The following is a 15684-nucleotide window of genomic DNA, read 5'->3' as shown; positions in this document are numbered from 1 at the left end:
GACGGCGTCAGGCGGTCGATTTCGCCGGCGGCGGTCGCCGGGCTCGGCCCGTGGTGCGTGACGACGATGGTCCGTCCCTCGTCCCCGGCGAAATGGGGTGCCCGGAGGGCCCCTTCGAGCCACGCCCTGTGATCCCGATGGGCCATCAGGATGTCCTGCGGCGTGATCAGGCGTGTGTCCTGGCGACCAAAGGGCAGGCCAGACACGCCGGTGTGGATCAGGCGGTAATCGTACATCACGCGCGCGGCCGTTTCCGCCGCGTGCCGGACATCGCCTGTCAGCGCAAAATCGGTCCATAGGGTGCAGCAGAGGATCCGGGTTTTGCCAAGCCGGATTTCTTCTTTCTGAGCGAAGCGAACGCCTGCGTCCGAACACATCTCGCGGAGGAGATGTTCACCGTCCAGCCTGAACGAATAGTAATCATGATTGCCTGGAATGATAACAAGCTTCGCTGGATCGATGAGCCGTCCGAGGCGCGCAAGGGCCTTGGGCCAGGTCCGGACCGGGTCGTTTGAAAGGTCCCCGGCGACGACAAGAAGGTCGGGTTCGCGCTGACTGATCAGAATATCGAGTCCCTCGGCGGTGAGCGGGTCCACAGCCCACCTGCCCCAGTTATCGAAATGCGTGTCAGCGACCACCGCCATCAGAGCCATGTGGGTCCTCCTCCAATCAGTGCAGGATCTGGGGATCGGCCGCCCCGAGCTGCTCGAGGATGCGGCGGATCTGGCGGAGGCTGACATGCCCCCGCCCGGCGGCGTCGATGATAGCCTCCCGGAAAGAAGAGGTCCGGCGATAAGACCGGGTATGTCAGGGGAGCCATCTGTTCGTATTCTCCGCAGGCGCGAAGATACCGCGCACAGCATAGGCTGTGCGGCGTCCAGCACCGACCTTCATTTATTGACAGTGTCCTCGCTTCAGTGAGGTGTCTGAGACGTCAGACTAACCGAGCAATATCAAGAATAGGCCGACTCGTCAATGCTTGTATCAAGTTAAGCTATTGAAGTTATTTGTTTTTTGCAAAATACACATAACCCATCTTCTTCGTAAGTCGTACCAGGTCACCTCATAGATCGGTGACAGGTCCTGATCCCTTATTGCAAGACGGGTCATGACGAGACTGTCTGGGTTCCTGTCAGTCAGGTTCGCTGACCTAAATGCATATCCTATCGCGCGTGCTGGTCCGACCCAGTCCGCTCGCTCAGCTCCTCGGCGACCGTACCCATCCCTTCACATCAGGTTTTACCATTCTTGTGGGGGGTATTGGAAAGAGCGGGTCAAGGTGCCGGGAGGCTCAACTCGCTAAAGTTCGGAAACCTTACGTCGCCGCACAACTTCTCGAAGTTCAGGACAAACTCGATCTCATCGCAAAACGCTTCGATAGCTTCCTCCCCCGGGACTCCCCGTAACCGGTGCTGATCCCGATCGTGCCCGGCCGGGATGCGGACTATCCGCAATGGTTCGCTCAGGGTTCTGGCGTGTCAGACGGGTCCGATTTCGGGGTATCATCGAGGTCGGTCCGGATCTGATCGATCCGGGTCCGCATCGCCGGGCGGACCCCAAAGCGACGGACCGGGTTGTTCAGCTCCTTGGCGAGCGCGGTCAGGACCTCGCGGGTCAGGTCGTTCCCAACCGTGGTCAGGAACTGACGGATCAGCTCGGAGGTGCCGGTGATCCCGGTCATCGCCACCTCAATCTTCCCGCCTAGCTCGCAGGCGAGGCCCGCATGCGACAGGAGCGGCTCCTCGGCCGCGTTCACCCCGGGGCCGATCTGGATAAGGCGGATCTCCGAATCGACCGGGGTTACGACGATCAGCGGGAACTCGGGACGGGCAGTCATGACGCATCTCCTTTTCTCTTGTGGTCACAAGAAGAAGATTCGCCAGGTTGCGTGAAAAACCGAAACAGAATCTACAGAACCACCCAATAAATATTTGATTAGAAATAGTTTTTCGAAAACAGTTCGCGCCCGCGCTAGAGTTGCGCGCGTTTTGCGCGACCCCAGGGCCTTAGTCCGCGATCACTGCCTGAGTGAAGGCATGTCCGGTCCAGCCACGCTAGCGAACGGTTCTTCCTTTCCCGTTACGCTCTATGCGTCCGTAACAGGAAAAATCATCAAAAATCAATTGTGTAACAGATTACGAGAAAATCCCAGGATAAATGGGTTGTGTGCGTGCGCCTATGTGCGCCTGCGTGTGCCTGTATGGGCGTGTGCGCGTGTACTTATATATTTATCTTTGTAACACCCATAGATAGATATAGAAACATTCCTTTCTTTTCAATGATTTACGTCTGTTACAAAGGTCCGTAACAGGGCCGTAACGGAGCGTTACTGTAACACGCCGTGTTCAGGAGACTTCTTAGTTAAATCAGTCACATGAGGGTAAGCTGCCGTGCCCCTGGCCGGTGCTCAAGCACCTCCTCGATGAACAGGGTCTTCAGCAGGGTCGTCGCGGACAGGGACTGCTCCTCCCGGATGCGGCACCGGATCGCGTCATTCGCGTTGAGGGCCAGCTGGCCCTCCTGGACCCTGTTCCGGAAGTCGGTGTCCTCCATCTCGGCCGTAAAGGGACGCTCGCCCCCATCGCTGAAGCGCCACTTGTACCCGTCCCGGAAGTGGACCGACACGATCCGGAGCCAGGCCTCGCGGTGGCTGACTTGCGTGTCCGGCTCGTCCGGCTCCGGAGGGACGCGCAGGGAGGGGAGGTCCGACCGTTCGAGCCGGACCGGTTCGGTCCCCTCGCTCTCCGCTCCTATCCGCAGGCTCCGAAGCCCCTCAACCTTCGAGGCGCGCGTGCCGATCTCCTCGAGGGCCTCACGTGTGGGCAGGTCCTTCAAAAGGTTCACGACCGGGTTCACGACGATCAGGGTGGTATCACCCACCGTGATGCGGGTCGTTCCGTCTCCGATGGGTTCGACCTTCTCCGGCCGTCGCCCCCGGAGCTTCTTCACAGCCGCGAAAAGGCCAACGGCCCCGGCGGCTCCTCCACCGACGATCGTCCCCCCTTTGATCAGGAGGTCCATCAGCTGGTCAGCTGCGACGACCCGGTCCGGGTTCGCGGTGACGGCGTCAAGCATATCCGTCAGCCAGCTCACATCCGTAACAAGGGCCGCCACGAAAGAGCCTCGTTCAGTCGAGGAGACGCTCAGCCGGGCATCCGCCCGATCACCGTTCAGGGCGCGATTTGCGGACTGGATCAGGGTCCCGAAGGCGAGCAGGGTCGGCGCGAGGTCGCGTACGTCGATCTCCCCGTTGTCAAACGGGTCCCCCTCGAACGCGATCTCGAACCTGGCCTTCGACATGATTTCCCTAGTTCGGGTCGGCGGGCATATCCAACCCGCCGTTCTGGGTCGGTTTATCAAGGCCTGATGTGATCCCGTCTACGTGCTCATTGAGATCGGGGCTAACGCTCTGCCACATCGGGTCGAGGATAAACTCAACACCCTCTCTCCGCGCCATTTTCGCGGCAGGGACGAAATCACTGTCGCCGGTCACAAGTACGATTGTGTCGACCTGTCGTTTCAACGTCATGGTGCTGATGTCGAGGCCAATACGCATATCCACCCCCTTTTGACGCAAGGGGTAGGCGATCCCATCCTCAGGAAGGCCAGTCCACGCCTCCAGGGCCTTTAGCGCGGCGGCGGACTTCGCTTGGTCCATCTGGCTTGGGTCTTCGAGGACACCGCGCAGGTACTCTGCGTGATGCCAGATCTTCAGAAGATCCTTCATGTAACGATCATAGGGCTGCCAGGACTTCTTCTCGGCGATCACTGACCCCAGTCGCAGCGCGAATTTCCGTTTTTTCCGTAGGTGGTCGAACAACTCTCGGCGAAACCGAGCCTCTTCGGTTTCAGCAAACTTGACCTGCCGGTTCATAAACGGATGATGAGGCGTCCCCTCATAAGGGTGCGCGTCGTAGTAGAACAGGCGATAGACGTGGTCGAGCCAGCGGCTGTCCTGTTGGTCTTTCTGTTCCCCGATCAGCTTCTGGACGTGACGCTTACACATGTAGCGGGCCGCGTCCGCGACCTTGGCTGGATCGGTCCTATCCACTCCAGGCCAGGCTTTGATGCGCTTGTAGAAGAACCCTCCGTCGATGAGAACGGAAACTCTGCGGATGCGCATCCGAACCTCTTGAAACAAAAAAGCCCCACCGTTCGGTACATCCCCAGGATCAGCGGAGAGACCTACTTCGGCAGGGCGGATACCCTATAGAAAGCGCAAGGGAACCTTCCATTCAAGAGGTCTTGGAGAGGTTCCGATAACCTACGGCGACGCAGATGACGCATAAAAAACGACACACAGGTCGTCATAAAAACAGATATCTTGTAATCAACAAAAAATTATGTATTTTGCGGATTATGGAGAACGCACCGACATCTTCGCAGCGCGGACCGGACCTCACCTTGGGGTCCGCTGTGTATGCGAAGTACGGGGAGGCCAGCATAGCCGGTTTTCAGGCGGTACCTGATCTTCTCTTGAAGAACCAAGCTGCGCTCGGGTTGTCCCCCACCGACTTGGTCGTCCTGCTGAACGTGCTGATGCACTGGTGGTACCCTTCAAAGAAGCCCTTCCCTCGTTCAACGACCATTTCCAAGCGAATGGGGATCACCCCACGAACGGTTCAGAGATCAACAAACCAACTTGAGGAACTCGGTCTCCTCATGCGGGTCAAGCAGGGTGATCGAACATATCTCGATCCGACGCCTCTGGTGGAGAAGCTCACGGAGCTGGCCAAATCAGACGCGGACTATCAGGTCCGGCGTGTGCGTAGGGATGAAGATGGGGTGCCGGACGGTTCCAGCACCTCACAGAGTGGCACCCCTGGCTCTTGAGTTATGTGGATCTCTGGGCTTCGGGTGCCACTCAGTTTCGTCCCCGGCGCTTCGGCGCCGGGGCGTTCTTTTCTAGGACCTCCACTGACCCCACTTGGGGTTCTCTCAGTTTCGAGCAGGAATTCGATCAGGGATGAGATATTTAAGCATCAGACGTGAAATCGAGGGTAGCCTACCCACTGTGGCGGAGTTGCTCAGGCAGAAAGGCGAGAGCGATGCTCTTCGCGCCCTGAGCCAAGCGGATATCGAGATCGCAGAGGTCGGTCATGATAATTGGAACGGTGGAACTGAGCTCTGGACTGTCTTCCTTCGTGTACCGGTCAGCGTTTTTGTATCGATCGAAGATCGTCGGGATGGGATCGCGGAAATCATCTCCAAGAACCTAGAGCTCGTCACGGGCAAGGATAACGGATACTGGGTGAGAGCGGAAATCTCTCCGATGCGTGCGCCGCCACCAGGGCGGCGACTGCCAGACGGTAAGTTGGGCGAGCGGACGCGTGCGGCCATTCTCGATGAGATGAGGGCCAGAGATACCGTCTGGTACGGAGCGCTGGATGAGGTCGCCTTCCTCAGTCGCGTATTTGATCTGACTTCCCTGCCATCTTGCGACAGCCGGTATCAAAACGCTGAACAGGATATCTGGCAGCACTGCGTCAACAACTTTGACTGGTCGAAAGACTGGATCTACAGCGATCCGCGTTTCCGTTTATATGCCGCTGATCAAGATATGTTCTTGAAGTTCATCTGCGAGGTTCTCCACCCCATCGTTCGGAAAGACGATGCAGAACAAGATGCGCTCGCTCGGGCCTTCAACGGTCATCTGCGTGCGGACGGGTGGGAACTCGTTGAGGATGCCATCATCGATGGTCGACCAGCCTATGTTCCTCAGCGCAAGGTTCATGCCTTGGGGAGATCAGTTCAGCGCATCAAGGCCGTGGCTGCGACCCTCAACTCGGACACGCTCTATGAAGACCTGCGACGTCTCGAACGTATCGGCGATAGTGAACCCGGAGAGGCGATCGCGCTAGCGAAGGAAATCGTGGAAAGCTGCTGTAAGCTTATCTTGGACGACCGAAAGGTGACGTATTCAGAGAGGGCCGAGATTCCCGACCTACTGAAACTCCTGCGCAAGGAGATCAAGATCATGCCGGACGGGATCGACGATAATGTTAAGGGCGCCAATGAGATCAGGGGTATCCTGACCAGCTTGGGAAACATCGCACACTCCCTCGCCCCCCTGCGTAACGCCTACGGGAAGGGGCATGGGCGGGGTCGCGACTTCAAGGGATTACAGCCACGCCATGCACGGCTGGCTATCGGAGCGGCCAGCACCTTCGTTGACTTCGTACTAGACCGTCACCTGTCCCAGGCTGAATCCCCTTAAGAGAGATCCAGATCAAAAACGGTCGTTTTTGACCGGACCGCCCTGCCCTGCCGGTGTGACCTTGACCGGTAAGTGGCGGGGTTTCTTGATCGCTATGTGGCGTGGCCGATAACGAGGGCACCGGCGGCGGCCTCGACAACGTCTTCGGTGATCGTGGTCAGCTCGTTGATGCGCAGGACACGGTCCATTTGAGCGACAAGGCGTTGGAGCAGGCGGAAGTTGCCGCCCGTCAGCCGCGCGATCGCGGCGGCCGCCTGACTGTCGGTGAAGTCGTCCAGATCGAGCTCGGATCCGAGCCGCTTCCAGTGGCGGGTCAGCACGAAGCGGAGCTCCTCCTGCGAGAGTGGTGGATACCGATGCGAAAACCCGACACGGCTGTAGAGCTGCGGATAGTGGCCCATGCGCTTCTCGATTCCGGGCATACCGATCAGGATCAGGCCGATATCGCTGCGGTCGAACCGATCGCGGAGATATTCGAGCGCGGTGTTGGTCAGGCGCTCCGCCTCGTCGATGATGACGAGCTCGATGCGACCGAAGGGTGATGTGGCAGCCTGAGTTCCTGGACTCGCGAGGCCTTGGTCGATGCAGGCGTTGACGCGGCTGATCAGTGGTACGAGGTCTTGGCGCAACGCGGTCAATGAACCCGCGACGGCAGGGGTGTAAAAGAGCGTGCGCGACCGGGCGAGCGCAGCGTAGATCTTTTCGTCGGAAGATTCTCGCGGCCCCCACACGGTAAGAAGGGGCTCGGCAAGGTCCCAGTTGGCGTAGCGTCGGGCCGACAGGGTTTTCCCCACGCCGGCCGGCCCGTGGCAGAGCCCGATGGTGCTCTGGCGGCGGACGGCGTCGGCGAACTCGACGAACCGTCTGTGTTCGCGGGTTGCGATGAATGCGCCCGTGCTGCGGCGCCCGACGGTCATGGGCGGCGATCCTCCTTGTAGAGCGAGAGCTTCGGCTTCGTGCGGACCGGCGCCTTCCCGCGCGTCTGTTGTGCAGGCTGCGGCTGCGGGAGGAACGCCGCCACCTTGGCCGTCCTGGTGGCAATATCGGCCCGGAGCGCGCGACGACGCGCCGTGCGGGCCTGCTCGATGTCCTTGAGAGAAATGGTGCGATCCGCATGTTCCGGGCTGATCGCCCGGCAGAGGAACCGGTCGCGATGGAACACGCGGATCTCAGTTATGTCGCGAGGGTCGTAACGGATGGTGACGGCCTCCCCAACATAGACGGCGAGCGTGGGGTCCATGTAGCGCAGGCCCTGGAAATGGATGCCGTCGCGACGAACACGCCGGGAGGCGGCGACGGATACCAGCAGGAGATCAAGCGCCTCGAGGCTGTCGGGCATCCGCGGCATCCAGCCGTCGGCAATCCAGGCGTCTCTGGGGGTGGCACCGATCTCGCTGTGAACGCGTAGATTATAAGTGTGGATGATGTAGGCGCCGACAGCGGCATCCAGTTGGGAGAGCGACAGGACAGTCGCGCTGGCCGGCCGTCCCTCCACGAGATATCCCGGCAGCTCCGGCAAGAGTTCCGTGTTGAGCGTCCCGAACAGGCGTTCGATCTTGCCGCGCCCCTGCGGGCGACCGACCCCGGAGAAGACGACCTCGATCCTGAGGTCGGCAGCGACCTGTTCGAGATGTCGGCTGGTGAAGTCGCTGCCATGATCAACATGGAGGATATCGGGTACGCCACAGACGGGCCAGGCGGGATCGGTCTTGCGCCAGATCGCTTGCCTCAGCGCAAGCGAGGTCTGTAGGGCGGTGGGGGCACCCAGGAAGACGCAGTATCCGGCGATGGCGCGGGAACGATCATCGACCACGAGCGTCAGCCAGGGCCGTGCTGGCGCGCCGTCGGCATCCAGCACGAGGATGTCGAGCTGAGTATGATCGGCCTGCCAGATGGCGTTCGGCCGCTCGGCGTGGTGACGGTGGATTAGTTCGAAGCGGTCCCGGTACGCCGCTGGTCCGTCATGGGCGAGCGTGATGAGAGCCGGGTCAAGCGCGCGCGTGATCTCATAAACAGTGGAATAGGAAGGCACCGGCCACGCCTGCGCAGCGGCCATCACCGAGACGCGCCGATGAATAGCCGCCACGGAAAGGCGCGGCTTGCCGAGGGCAAGGCCCTCAATCACCGCTACGAGGTCCGAAGCCAGACGGCGTTTCCCGGTATCCGAACGTCGACAGCGTGCAAGACGTGAGATACCGCCTGTCCGGTAACGTGTCGCCCACCTCTGTAGGCTGCGCAAAGGAAGCCCGGTGTTCCGTGCCAGCTCGGTGAGGGAGACGCCGTGCAGAACATGAGGGCGGATCGCCTCGAACCGGCGCATCGCGTCGCTGCGCTCGGCCTCGGTCAGGCCGGCGAGGCTGTCCGTAAGAGGATCGATCAGCGGACAGTTTGACACGGCGGGTCGCTTCCCATGAAAATCAGCACCTTGACTGTATCATAAAACTGGTACGATTAAATTTGCAAAAGAGGCCCCTTATCCGTACAATCATGCCATGGCTTCCACAAAAATCGGATACGCGCGCTGCTCGACCGACCGGCAGGACCTGTCGGCGCAGAAGCAGGCGCTCGAAAATCTCGGTGTCTCCCCGGATCGGATCTATACTGACCACGGGCTGACCGGCACGAACCGGGCCCGCCCAGGCTTGGATCAAGCCCTCGCCGCCGTGCGCGAAGGGGACACGCTTGTCGTGCCGAAGCTGGACCGGCTGGCGCGCTCCGTTCCCGATGCCCGCGACATCGCAGACCAGTTGCAGGCGCGGGGCGTCAATCTGGCGCTCGGCGCGTCGGTCTATGATCCGGCCGACCCCATGGGGAAGATGTTCTTCAACATCCTCGCCACCTTCGCGGAATTCGAGTCGGACCTGATCCGCATGCGCACCCGAGAAGGGATGGCCGTGGCCCGCGCCAAGGGGAAGTTGCGCGGCAAGCAGCCCAAACTCTCCGACCGTCAGTCCCGAGAACTCCGCCGCATGTATGACACCGGCGACTATTCCGTCAGCGACCTTGCCGAGGTCTTCTCAGTCTCACGACCGACCGTCTACAGAACCCTCCAGCGTCAGCCCGCCGCCACATAACGATCAAGAAAACCCGCCATTTACCGGTGAAGCTCACATGCCGGATTTCAACAGGTTGGCCGGGACAGAAGCCCACGACGAAACCAGGTAGGTTTGCAGACACGCAGGCGTCATCAATCACGCGCCTCGGTTGGCAGCGTTCCTCTCTCGGATATCCACCTCCGTGACCCCGTACAGGAAGGCGGAGGCGGGAGAGGCCCGATCCGCCGTATCGGTGAGGATCTCGGCCATCTTGCCCCGGTCCGCCTCGTTCAGGTCCCCGAAAACCTCATCGACCAGGCCTGGGATCCCCGCGTCCGGTGTCCTGTTGCGAAACAGCCGGCCTAACGCCTCCGCGATACGACCGCGTTCACGCAGCTCCAACCCATGCGGGACCCGCTGGACGGTCACCGCCTGGATGTAGTCCGGCGCCGTCATCTCGTAGGACCCGGCGATCGCCTGCCCGAGAAGACCGGTCGAGCCGACCTCATAGAACTCGATCAGCCCGAGGATGTAGGGGGTCTTGTCGATCCCGATGAAGGAGAGCGGAGGCAGGCCCGCCCGGAGCAGCGGCTCGTTCGAGAGGAGCCGACCCATCCGCTTGTTCCCGTCCCCGAAGGCTTGCAGGTAGGAGAGGCCCGCGAGCAGGAGGAACGACGCCTCGAACGGGTCCTCGACCTGACCGGCCTTGGCCAGAAGGTCGCTGAGGCCGGCCGTGAGCAGAACATAGTCGGAGGAGGGGCGGTAGCTGGTCGCAGAGATCTGCACCGCGCCCCTGCGGACGCTGCCGAGGTCGGCCGGATCCAGCAGATCCCGCATCATGAGGACGTGACGGCGCTGAACGGACCCGGCGTCCGGGAACGCGCCGTCGAGCCCCTCCATCATCAGGGAGATCGCCGCCTTGTGGTTGAGGATCATCGCCGTCTCCAACCGGTCCCGGCCGGAGGCGCTTTCGCCGTACTTGATCAGCATCTCCGTCGAGAGATGATCATAGGTGTTCCCCTCTAGGTTCGAGGACGCCCACGATAGGTCGATCAGAAATCTCTCCGCGATCGCCCTGCTGTATGTGGAGGCATCAAGTCGCTGTCCCCCGGCCTGTTCCACGGCGTCCCGCATCCGGGCGGCTGCCTCCTCAGGGAGCCAACGTGTCTGGTTCGGCACATAGCCGCCGATCCGGTCGGGGTCGTAGGGGATCGGAGTGCGCCGCCTGGGATCCGTCGCCACGCGTCGCGCGTCCTGCGTGAGCGAGAACCGGGCACCCCGGGTCTCTCCCTCCTTGAGGAGAAGGCCCCTGCTAATCAGCCCGGACATCACGCGGGACATCGTCGCCTGACTGGGGGCGTCGCGCATGCGGGACATCAGCTCGCGCTGGCTGACAGGGTCCGGGCTGCGCAGCAGAGCGTCCATGACGGCGCGTTCCTGCGGGGTCAGATTGCGGATCTCGAGGATGGCATGCATGGGGCTAACTCATATATTCATTATTTATTCATGTAGCGCGGTTCCGGCAGCCATACAAGGTCCGTGAAACAATCACATCTCTCAAGATACTGTAATACAACCATACTTCTCGAAATACCCGTTCCTGAATGAATGAAGGATAAATTCAGGAGAGCACAGATCAACGCAGCCAGAACCCGGACCCGAGCCGTCCGGCCCCCGGCTACTCGTAGCCCCGCTTCGCCTTCTTCATGAGGATGTCGAACCGGGCGTCCTTCGCGGCAGCCTCGGTCTCGTACCAGTCGACCCGGACCTGCCCGGGCTGGCCGATCCGGCCCCACTCCCGGACCAGGGCCCAGTCTCCGAAGAGACCGGGCGCGATCTCCATCCGGTAGAACCGGTTCACGTTCTGCGAGGCGTCGGTCCGGGTCAGGTCCATCCCTACCCCCACATCCGGGCGGCGATATGCTGTTCTTCCTTCCCGACGGCCTCCGCATAGAGCGCGGTGGTGCTCAGTTGCGCGTGGCCGAGCCAGCGCTGGAGCATGTGCAAGGGGACGCCCTGGACGACCGCATGAACGCCGAACGCATGCCTGAGGCCCTTCGGGGATCTGTGGGGCCCATCCGGGATCCCCGCCTCCTCCATCACGCGCGTGACGATCTGCCAGGTCCGGACGCGGGAGATATCCCAGATCGGGGTGGCGGCCTTCTTGCGTGACTTCTGCGCTTCGCGAACACCATGCGCTGTGTTCAACGTGTCGAGGAACTCCCCGGGAACCGGGACGGAGCGGAACACGACCTTCTGCTGACCCGACGCGTCTTTGCGTTTCTTGAGGGAGCGGATCGCGATGGTGCCGCCGGAGAGGTCGACCCGAGACGGGGTGATCTCCAAGGCCTCCGAGGGGCGGCACCCGGTCCAGTGCAGGACCTCACACAAGGTCCGGTCCCGGGCAGGCTGGCGCCGGGCCGCGGCGAGGAAGTTCGCGCGTTCCTCACCGTTGAGATAGAGCCGGTTTCCGGAGGGGTCGTGGAGGCGCATTTCGGACATAATGAACAGAATACCTGAATACTGTTAAACAGGGAATCCCCGATGGGGCCCCTGCCCTGCCGATCCGGCGGCTCATGCGCCGGAATGGCGATCGATGTGTTAACACTATTGGTAATAGTGTTAAATCAGACTGGAAACGAGCTCGTCGAGATCGGGGAAACAGGGGAGACGCACATGCTGACCGCAGACCAGGCGACGGCTGTCGCCGCATATCTGATCGCCCATACGCCCGGCGCCTCCGGGGAGCTCGATCACAGCCATATCTCCGCCTGGCAGATGTCCTGCGAGGCCCTCGAGGCGCTCGGGTATGCGACCGAGACGGCGCGCGGCGCCCACCTCCGCCCCACGCCGGTTGCGCCCTCGGTGCTGCCGCGATGGGACGACCTGGCGTGTGTCGCGCTCTCCGTTGCGGTGCAGTCAGGCCGACTCAAGCTCAGGCACCCCCGGTCCAAGCCGACAGACGAGACCGGTCCGAGCACAGCGGACCCGGAAACGAAGGCCCTTCTGAACCTCATGGGGCTCGCGTCCGGCGGGACCTGGACAGATGCGGCCACAGTGGTCCTGTGGCGCAAGGCCCCGGAGGAAGCCCCACCACCCGGTGAAGAGGCGTTTTCGGCGCAGGTGGACCGAGCAGTCACCGACATCCCGGACACGATCAGGGCCCAGATCCACACCATATACGCCGAACACACTGACCCGTTCGTGCGCGACCACCTCGTGGATTGGGTTTTCTTCGAAGGGTGGAGGTGGGGGGATGGGTGGGTGACAGGCGAAAGCGGTGGGCGGCTGCTGGGGGTTTTTCACGACCCCCTAGCCCAGCGGGTCCGGGCCTCGGCTGTCGACCTACTAATAGCAAGCTAGCCCCAACTCTACTCTAGGGTACCATAAGGTAGCGTAGGGTAGGGTAGGCAGGCCGTACCATTGTGGAGGTACCTAATTCATGATAAACTTCCAAAAAAGGAGGGGCGCCATGCCTGTCATTTCATTCGCATCGTCCAAGGGCGGGGCGGGAAAAACGACATCCGCGATCGTGCTTGGAACTGAGCTCGCCGAGGGGGCGAGCGTGATCATGATCGACGCCGATCCGGCTCAGCGGCTGCTCCGCTGGTCTACCTTGAGCCCGTTGCCCCCAAATCTTCATGTTGTCGCGAGCGGGGGAGAGCGCACTATCCAAACGGAGATCGATGACGCGAAAAGTCGCGCGGCCTTCGTTCTGATCGACCTAGAGGGTTCCGCGAGTAGGCTCACTTCCTTCGCGATCGCTGAATCTGACCTGGTCATCATCCCGTCGGGGGAGGAGCAGCAGGACGCCGATGCGGCGATCGACACGCTGGCCGAAATCAAGATGGAGGGCAGGGCGCGTCGTAGAGAGATCCCTGCGGCGATCCTGCTGGCCCGGACAGCCGCGGCCGTGAAGAGTAAGCTGGAAAAACACATCAGCACCGAGCTTCATAAAGCCGGCCGGATCTTCAAGACCGAACTGCACCGCAGGACAGCCTTCTCCTCCCTTCACAATGCCGGCGGCGGCCTCCGACAGCTCAACCCGGAGGACGTCTCCGGGATAGATAAAGCCATCCTGAACGCCGAAGCGTTCGCTGCGGAGGTGATTGAAATTCTTGAAGGAAACTACGATGCCCAAGCCTCTTGATCTCAGACGTCTTCAGAAATTTGAGCCATCCGGTCCGGCGCCTGTCAACAGGGAGGCTGACGTCGATACTGGACCGGTCAGTCATCGCGTGGATCGCTGGCCCAGCCGGGAGCCCCTGATGGACGGACAGATCAGCATTAAGGGTCCGTTGAGCACGATCAAAAGGTTCCAGGCGCTCTGTAAGGAAGACAGGCGGACCTATGCTGATATGCTGAAAATCCTGATGGACAAATTCGAGCAGAGCTCATGAGCACCCCGAAGGAGCAGCTGGATCTCTTCGTTGCGATCATCGGGGATGTTCCGCTCCGGGATGATCGTGAGATGATGTCAGCTCCGATGGTCAGCCTCGCGAAGCGAAGCCCTAAAAGGCTTGAATGGGAAGGGCCTTCGGGCCAGAGCGTGCTTATAACGGCCTCCGAGGAAACCGGCGGGATCGCTACGATCTATGACTTTGACATCATCCTCTGGGCGATCTCACAGATCAACGCTGGGGTGGAGCGCGGACAGAAGCCGGGACCAACCATCACGTTCCGCCCATATGACCTCATGAAGTCGATCGGTCACTCCACTGGTGGAAAAAACTACAAGCAGTTCAAGGCCGCGATCAAACGGCTCCAGGGAACACGTATCGAGACCACGCTGCGCCGGCGCGACAAGGATCGAAACGAGGTCTTCAACCTCTTGGCCGATTATACCTTGGAAGAGGACGATCAAGGCCGCCCGCTCGGGGCCCAGATGACGCTTCCGCGCTGGATACACCGAGCGGTAGTAGAGGGCAGGGAGGTGCTGGCGATCTCACCACTGTACTTCGAGCTGACCCGGGGTCTGGACCGGTTCCTTTACAGACTAGCCCGAAGGCATGCGGGGAACGGCATCGATAACAGGGACGGATGGGTGTTTACGTTCAAGGACCTACACAAGCGGAGTGGGTCACCAGCGCCATACGGACAGTTCGCCCGTGATCTGAGAGCTGCGATCAAGCGTGATGCTCTCCCCACGTACTCACTATCAGAAGAGGTTGGAGCGAACGGCCCCCTGGTCCGGATGGAGTGGCGAAGGCTCCTCTTATGACACGGTGCATCACACACTGCGCCATGCGCACCGTTGGAGCCGGAAGCCCCACGGTGCATCACACACTTCCTAGATGAGAAAACGTGGGCTGGGACGGTGCATCACACACCAGAATCGCGGTGCATCAAACACCGAATCGCGGTGCATCACACAAAGGGAGAGATAAGTAACGCACTGATATGATTATAATAATCATCGAAACTGATTCGGCCTAACTTATATAACAATTATTTTAACTGACCGGGGAAGGTCAGGGGTCTGTGGATAAGTCGGGTTAACGAAGAGAGAGCAGTACCGCGCCACAAGACCCCCACAGAAATGTGGAAAACCCACGCTTCACAGGTGACAGAACCCCAGCATGCGGTTACCTTGAAATAAAGAAATCCGCCTACGAAGATGGTGATACCGATGGGGAGACCTGAAAATGGCTGAGAAGAACCAGGAGGACGATGATGAGCTCGATGAGCTTGTAGCCCTCAACTTCAAAATCACAGAACGGGAACGTCGCGATTTCAAAGTGTGGTGCGCGGCTCGGGGGCTTACACAGGTTGAGGCCTTCAAGCGAGGCTTCAACCTTTTGAAAAAAATAGAAGAAACGCGCTGATGAGAGAGCTGTACGAGTGACCCCTCCCCCCTACACCCTCTCCTTCACCGTCGGCGGCCTGTTCCTCTTCGAGGGGATCGCGCTCGCGAAGCTGCGCGCGGCGGGCTCCCCCTGGGACGAGGTCCGCCACGCGGTCCCGGCCGGGGTCTTCGTGGCCCGCGGCGGGGCGAGCTCCGTCAAGCGGATCCGCAACGAGGTGGTGGGCCGGCTTACCCGGCTGACCGACCCGGAGATCGCCCTCCTCGCCTCCGCCGGGATGACGGACGCGCGCGCCCTCATGTGGGTGGCCGCCTGCCGGAAGTACCGGATCCTCGCCGAGTTCGCCCGCGAGGTGCTCGATGAGCGGCTCCGGACCTTCCAGCCGGAGATCAGGGTGACCGATTTTGACGCCCTCCTCGACGCAAAAGGGGTGCATGCGGAGGAGATCGCCCGACTTGAGCCCAGCACCCGCGCTCGCCTGCGCAGCGGGGCGTTCCGGATGCTGCGGGAGGCGGAGCTGATCGACGCGGAGAACCGGGTCAGCGCGCCCCGCCTGAGCGGGGCGTTGCGGGACCTCTTCGCCTCGGACCCCGGGTCCGGGCTCGACCTGATCCCGGGAGGGGGCTGA

Annotated in this window: 18 protein-coding genes; 9 read left to right on the top strand and 9 right to left on the bottom strand. The window is 61.1% G+C overall.

Translation table 11 applies throughout. The features are described 5' to 3' along the window. The 4 genes from ACK8OU_RS17280 to ACK8OU_RS17265 form a co-directional block, all read right to left on the bottom strand. A partial coding sequence (locus ACK8OU_RS17280; protein ID WP_410304644.1) for a metallophosphoesterase occupies positions 1-653 on the bottom strand: 653 nt, incomplete at its 3' end. Between the two features lie 809 nt (positions 654-1462). After that, the gene (locus ACK8OU_RS17275; protein ID WP_410304643.1) at positions 1463-1837 is read right to left on the bottom strand and encodes a hypothetical protein; all 375 of its coding nucleotides are present in this window, start codon (positions 1835-1837) and stop codon (positions 1463-1465) included. A 533-nt stretch (positions 1838-2370) separates the two neighbouring features. Beyond that, positions 2371-3300: a hypothetical protein gene (locus tag ACK8OU_RS17270; protein ID WP_410304642.1), complete on the bottom strand. Its 930-nt coding sequence runs from the start codon at positions 3298-3300 to the stop codon at positions 2371-2373. 7 nt (positions 3301-3307) lie between these two features. Continuing rightward, positions 3308-4123 carry an NYN domain-containing protein gene (locus ACK8OU_RS17265; RefSeq protein ID WP_410304641.1) on the bottom strand — a complete coding sequence of 272 codons (816 nt, stop codon included), beginning with the start codon at positions 4121-4123 and terminating at the stop codon, positions 3308-3310. Between the two features lie 155 nt (positions 4124-4278). Between ACK8OU_RS17265 and ACK8OU_RS17260 the strand changes: the two genes are divergently transcribed. Both ACK8OU_RS17260 and ACK8OU_RS17255 read left to right on the top strand, forming a co-directional pair. Further along, positions 4279-4833 (top strand): helix-turn-helix domain-containing protein, encoded by a 555-nt coding sequence (locus ACK8OU_RS17260; RefSeq protein ID WP_410304640.1) that lies wholly within the window; start codon positions 4279-4281, stop codon positions 4831-4833. A gap of 133 nt (positions 4834-4966) precedes the next feature. Continuing rightward, the gene (locus ACK8OU_RS17255) at positions 4967-6217 is read left to right on the top strand and encodes an abortive infection family protein (protein ID WP_410304639.1); all 1251 of its coding nucleotides are present in this window, start codon (positions 4967-4969) and stop codon (positions 6215-6217) included. 92 nt (positions 6218-6309) lie between these two features. Here ACK8OU_RS17255 and ACK8OU_RS17250 read toward each other — a convergent pair whose 3' ends face one another. Beyond that, complete coding sequence (locus ACK8OU_RS17250; RefSeq protein ID WP_410304638.1) at positions 6310-7134, bottom strand: AAA family ATPase; 825 nt, start codon at positions 7132-7134, stop codon at positions 6310-6312. Further along, entirely contained in the window at positions 7131-8612 is a 1482-nt protein-coding gene (locus tag ACK8OU_RS17245; RefSeq protein WP_410304637.1) for a Mu transposase C-terminal domain-containing protein, read from the bottom strand. Before ACK8OU_RS17245 ends, ACK8OU_RS17250 begins: the two co-directional genes overlap by 4 nt. 97 nt (positions 8613-8709) lie before the next feature. On the opposite strand from ACK8OU_RS17245, the gene ACK8OU_RS17240 reads away from it, so the two are divergent. Further along, complete coding sequence (locus ACK8OU_RS17240) at positions 8710-9291, top strand: recombinase family protein (RefSeq protein WP_149142016.1); 582 nt, start codon at positions 8710-8712, stop codon at positions 9289-9291. 117 nt (positions 9292-9408) lie between these two features. On the opposite strand, the gene ACK8OU_RS17235 is transcribed toward ACK8OU_RS17240, so the two are convergent. From ACK8OU_RS17235 to ACK8OU_RS17225, 3 genes are all read right to left on the bottom strand, one after another. Beyond that, positions 9409-10728: a Fic family protein gene (locus ACK8OU_RS17235; RefSeq protein WP_410304636.1), complete on the bottom strand. Its 1320-nt coding sequence runs from the start codon at positions 10726-10728 to the stop codon at positions 9409-9411. Between the two features lie 202 nt (positions 10729-10930). Further along, a complete protein-coding gene (locus ACK8OU_RS17230; RefSeq protein WP_410304635.1) occupies positions 10931-11146 on the bottom strand; it encodes a WGR domain-containing protein in 216 nt (71 codons plus the stop codon). Between the two features lie 2 nt (positions 11147-11148). Beyond that, positions 11149-11754, bottom strand: coding sequence for a tyrosine-type recombinase/integrase (locus ACK8OU_RS17225; protein ID WP_410304634.1), 606 nt, complete (start codon positions 11752-11754; stop codon positions 11149-11151). 84 nt (positions 11755-11838) lie between these two features. Here ACK8OU_RS17225 and ACK8OU_RS17220 point away from each other — a divergent pair, with 84 nt between their 5' ends. The 6 genes from ACK8OU_RS17220 (at position 11839) to ACK8OU_RS17195 (ending at position 15684) form a co-directional block, all read left to right on the top strand. Continuing rightward, entirely contained in the window at positions 11839-12615 is a 777-nt protein-coding gene (locus ACK8OU_RS17220) for a hypothetical protein (protein WP_410304633.1), read from the top strand. Between the two features lie 109 nt (positions 12616-12724). Further along, positions 12725-13402 carry a ParA family protein gene (locus ACK8OU_RS17215; RefSeq protein WP_165616933.1) on the top strand — a complete coding sequence of 226 codons (678 nt, stop codon included), beginning with the start codon at positions 12725-12727 and terminating at the stop codon, positions 13400-13402. Further along, on the top strand, positions 13386-13652 hold the full coding sequence (locus tag ACK8OU_RS17210) for a ribbon-helix-helix protein (RefSeq protein WP_410304632.1): 267 nt from the start codon (positions 13386-13388) through the stop codon (positions 13650-13652). Before ACK8OU_RS17215 ends, ACK8OU_RS17210 begins: the two co-directional genes overlap by 17 nt. Continuing rightward, the gene (locus ACK8OU_RS17205; protein WP_410304631.1) at positions 13649-14473 is read left to right on the top strand and encodes a replication initiator protein A; all 825 of its coding nucleotides are present in this window, start codon (positions 13649-13651) and stop codon (positions 14471-14473) included. The genes ACK8OU_RS17210 and ACK8OU_RS17205 overlap by 4 nt, the downstream gene beginning before the upstream one ends. 424 nt (positions 14474-14897) lie before the next feature. Next, the gene (locus tag ACK8OU_RS17200) at positions 14898-15077 is read left to right on the top strand and encodes a hypothetical protein (RefSeq protein WP_410304630.1); all 180 of its coding nucleotides are present in this window, start codon (positions 14898-14900) and stop codon (positions 15075-15077) included. 16 nt (positions 15078-15093) lie between these two features. After that, positions 15094-15684: a DUF1819 family protein gene (locus ACK8OU_RS17195; protein WP_410304629.1), complete on the top strand. Its 591-nt coding sequence runs from the start codon at positions 15094-15096 to the stop codon at positions 15682-15684.

Source organism: Pontitalea aquivivens (genome assembly GCF_046507575.1).
Lineage (GTDB): Bacteria > Pseudomonadota > Alphaproteobacteria > Rhodobacterales > Rhodobacteraceae > Pontitalea > Pontitalea aquivivens.
The sequence above is the reverse complement of the archived record's forward strand: the minus strand, read 5'-3'. Positions and strand labels throughout refer to the sequence as shown.

Excerpts from the sequence above, each read along its gene's own strand:
- ACK8OU_RS17275 (WP_410304643.1), bottom strand. The coding sequence starts at position 1,837 with ATGACTGCCCGTCCCGAGTTCCCGCTGATCGTCGTAACCCCGGTCGAT.
- ACK8OU_RS17270 (WP_410304642.1), bottom strand. The coding sequence starts at position 3,300 with ATGTCGAAGGCCAGGTTCGAGATCGCGTTCGAGGGGGACCCGTTTGAC.
- ACK8OU_RS17265 (WP_410304641.1), bottom strand. The coding sequence starts at position 4,123 with ATGCGCATCCGCAGAGTTTCCGTTCTCATCGACGGAGGGTTCTTCTAC.
- ACK8OU_RS17260 (WP_410304640.1), top strand. The coding sequence starts at position 4,279 with ATGACGCATAAAAAACGACACACAGGTCGTCATAAAAACAGATATCTT.
- ACK8OU_RS17255 (WP_410304639.1), top strand. The coding sequence starts at position 4,967 with ATGAGATATTTAAGCATCAGACGTGAAATCGAGGGTAGCCTACCCACT.
- ACK8OU_RS17250 (WP_410304638.1), bottom strand. The coding sequence starts at position 7,134 with ATGACCGTCGGGCGCCGCAGCACGGGCGCATTCATCGCAACCCGCGAA.
- ACK8OU_RS17240 (WP_149142016.1), top strand. The coding sequence starts at position 8,710 with ATGGCTTCCACAAAAATCGGATACGCGCGCTGCTCGACCGACCGGCAG.
- ACK8OU_RS17235 (WP_410304636.1), bottom strand. The coding sequence starts at position 10,728 with ATGCATGCCATCCTCGAGATCCGCAATCTGACCCCGCAGGAACGCGCC.
- ACK8OU_RS17230 (WP_410304635.1), bottom strand. The coding sequence starts at position 11,146 with ATGGACCTGACCCGGACCGACGCCTCGCAGAACGTGAACCGGTTCTAC.
- ACK8OU_RS17225 (WP_410304634.1), bottom strand. The coding sequence starts at position 11,754 with ATGTCCGAAATGCGCCTCCACGACCCCTCCGGAAACCGGCTCTATCTC.
- ACK8OU_RS17220 (WP_410304633.1), top strand. The coding sequence starts at position 11,839 with ATGGCGATCGATGTGTTAACACTATTGGTAATAGTGTTAAATCAGACT.
- ACK8OU_RS17215 (WP_165616933.1), top strand. The coding sequence starts at position 12,725 with ATGCCTGTCATTTCATTCGCATCGTCCAAGGGCGGGGCGGGAAAAACG.
- ACK8OU_RS17210 (WP_410304632.1), top strand. The coding sequence starts at position 13,386 with ATGCCCAAGCCTCTTGATCTCAGACGTCTTCAGAAATTTGAGCCATCC.
- ACK8OU_RS17205 (WP_410304631.1), top strand. The coding sequence starts at position 13,649 with ATGAGCACCCCGAAGGAGCAGCTGGATCTCTTCGTTGCGATCATCGGG.
- ACK8OU_RS17200 (WP_410304630.1), top strand. The coding sequence starts at position 14,898 with ATGGCTGAGAAGAACCAGGAGGACGATGATGAGCTCGATGAGCTTGTA.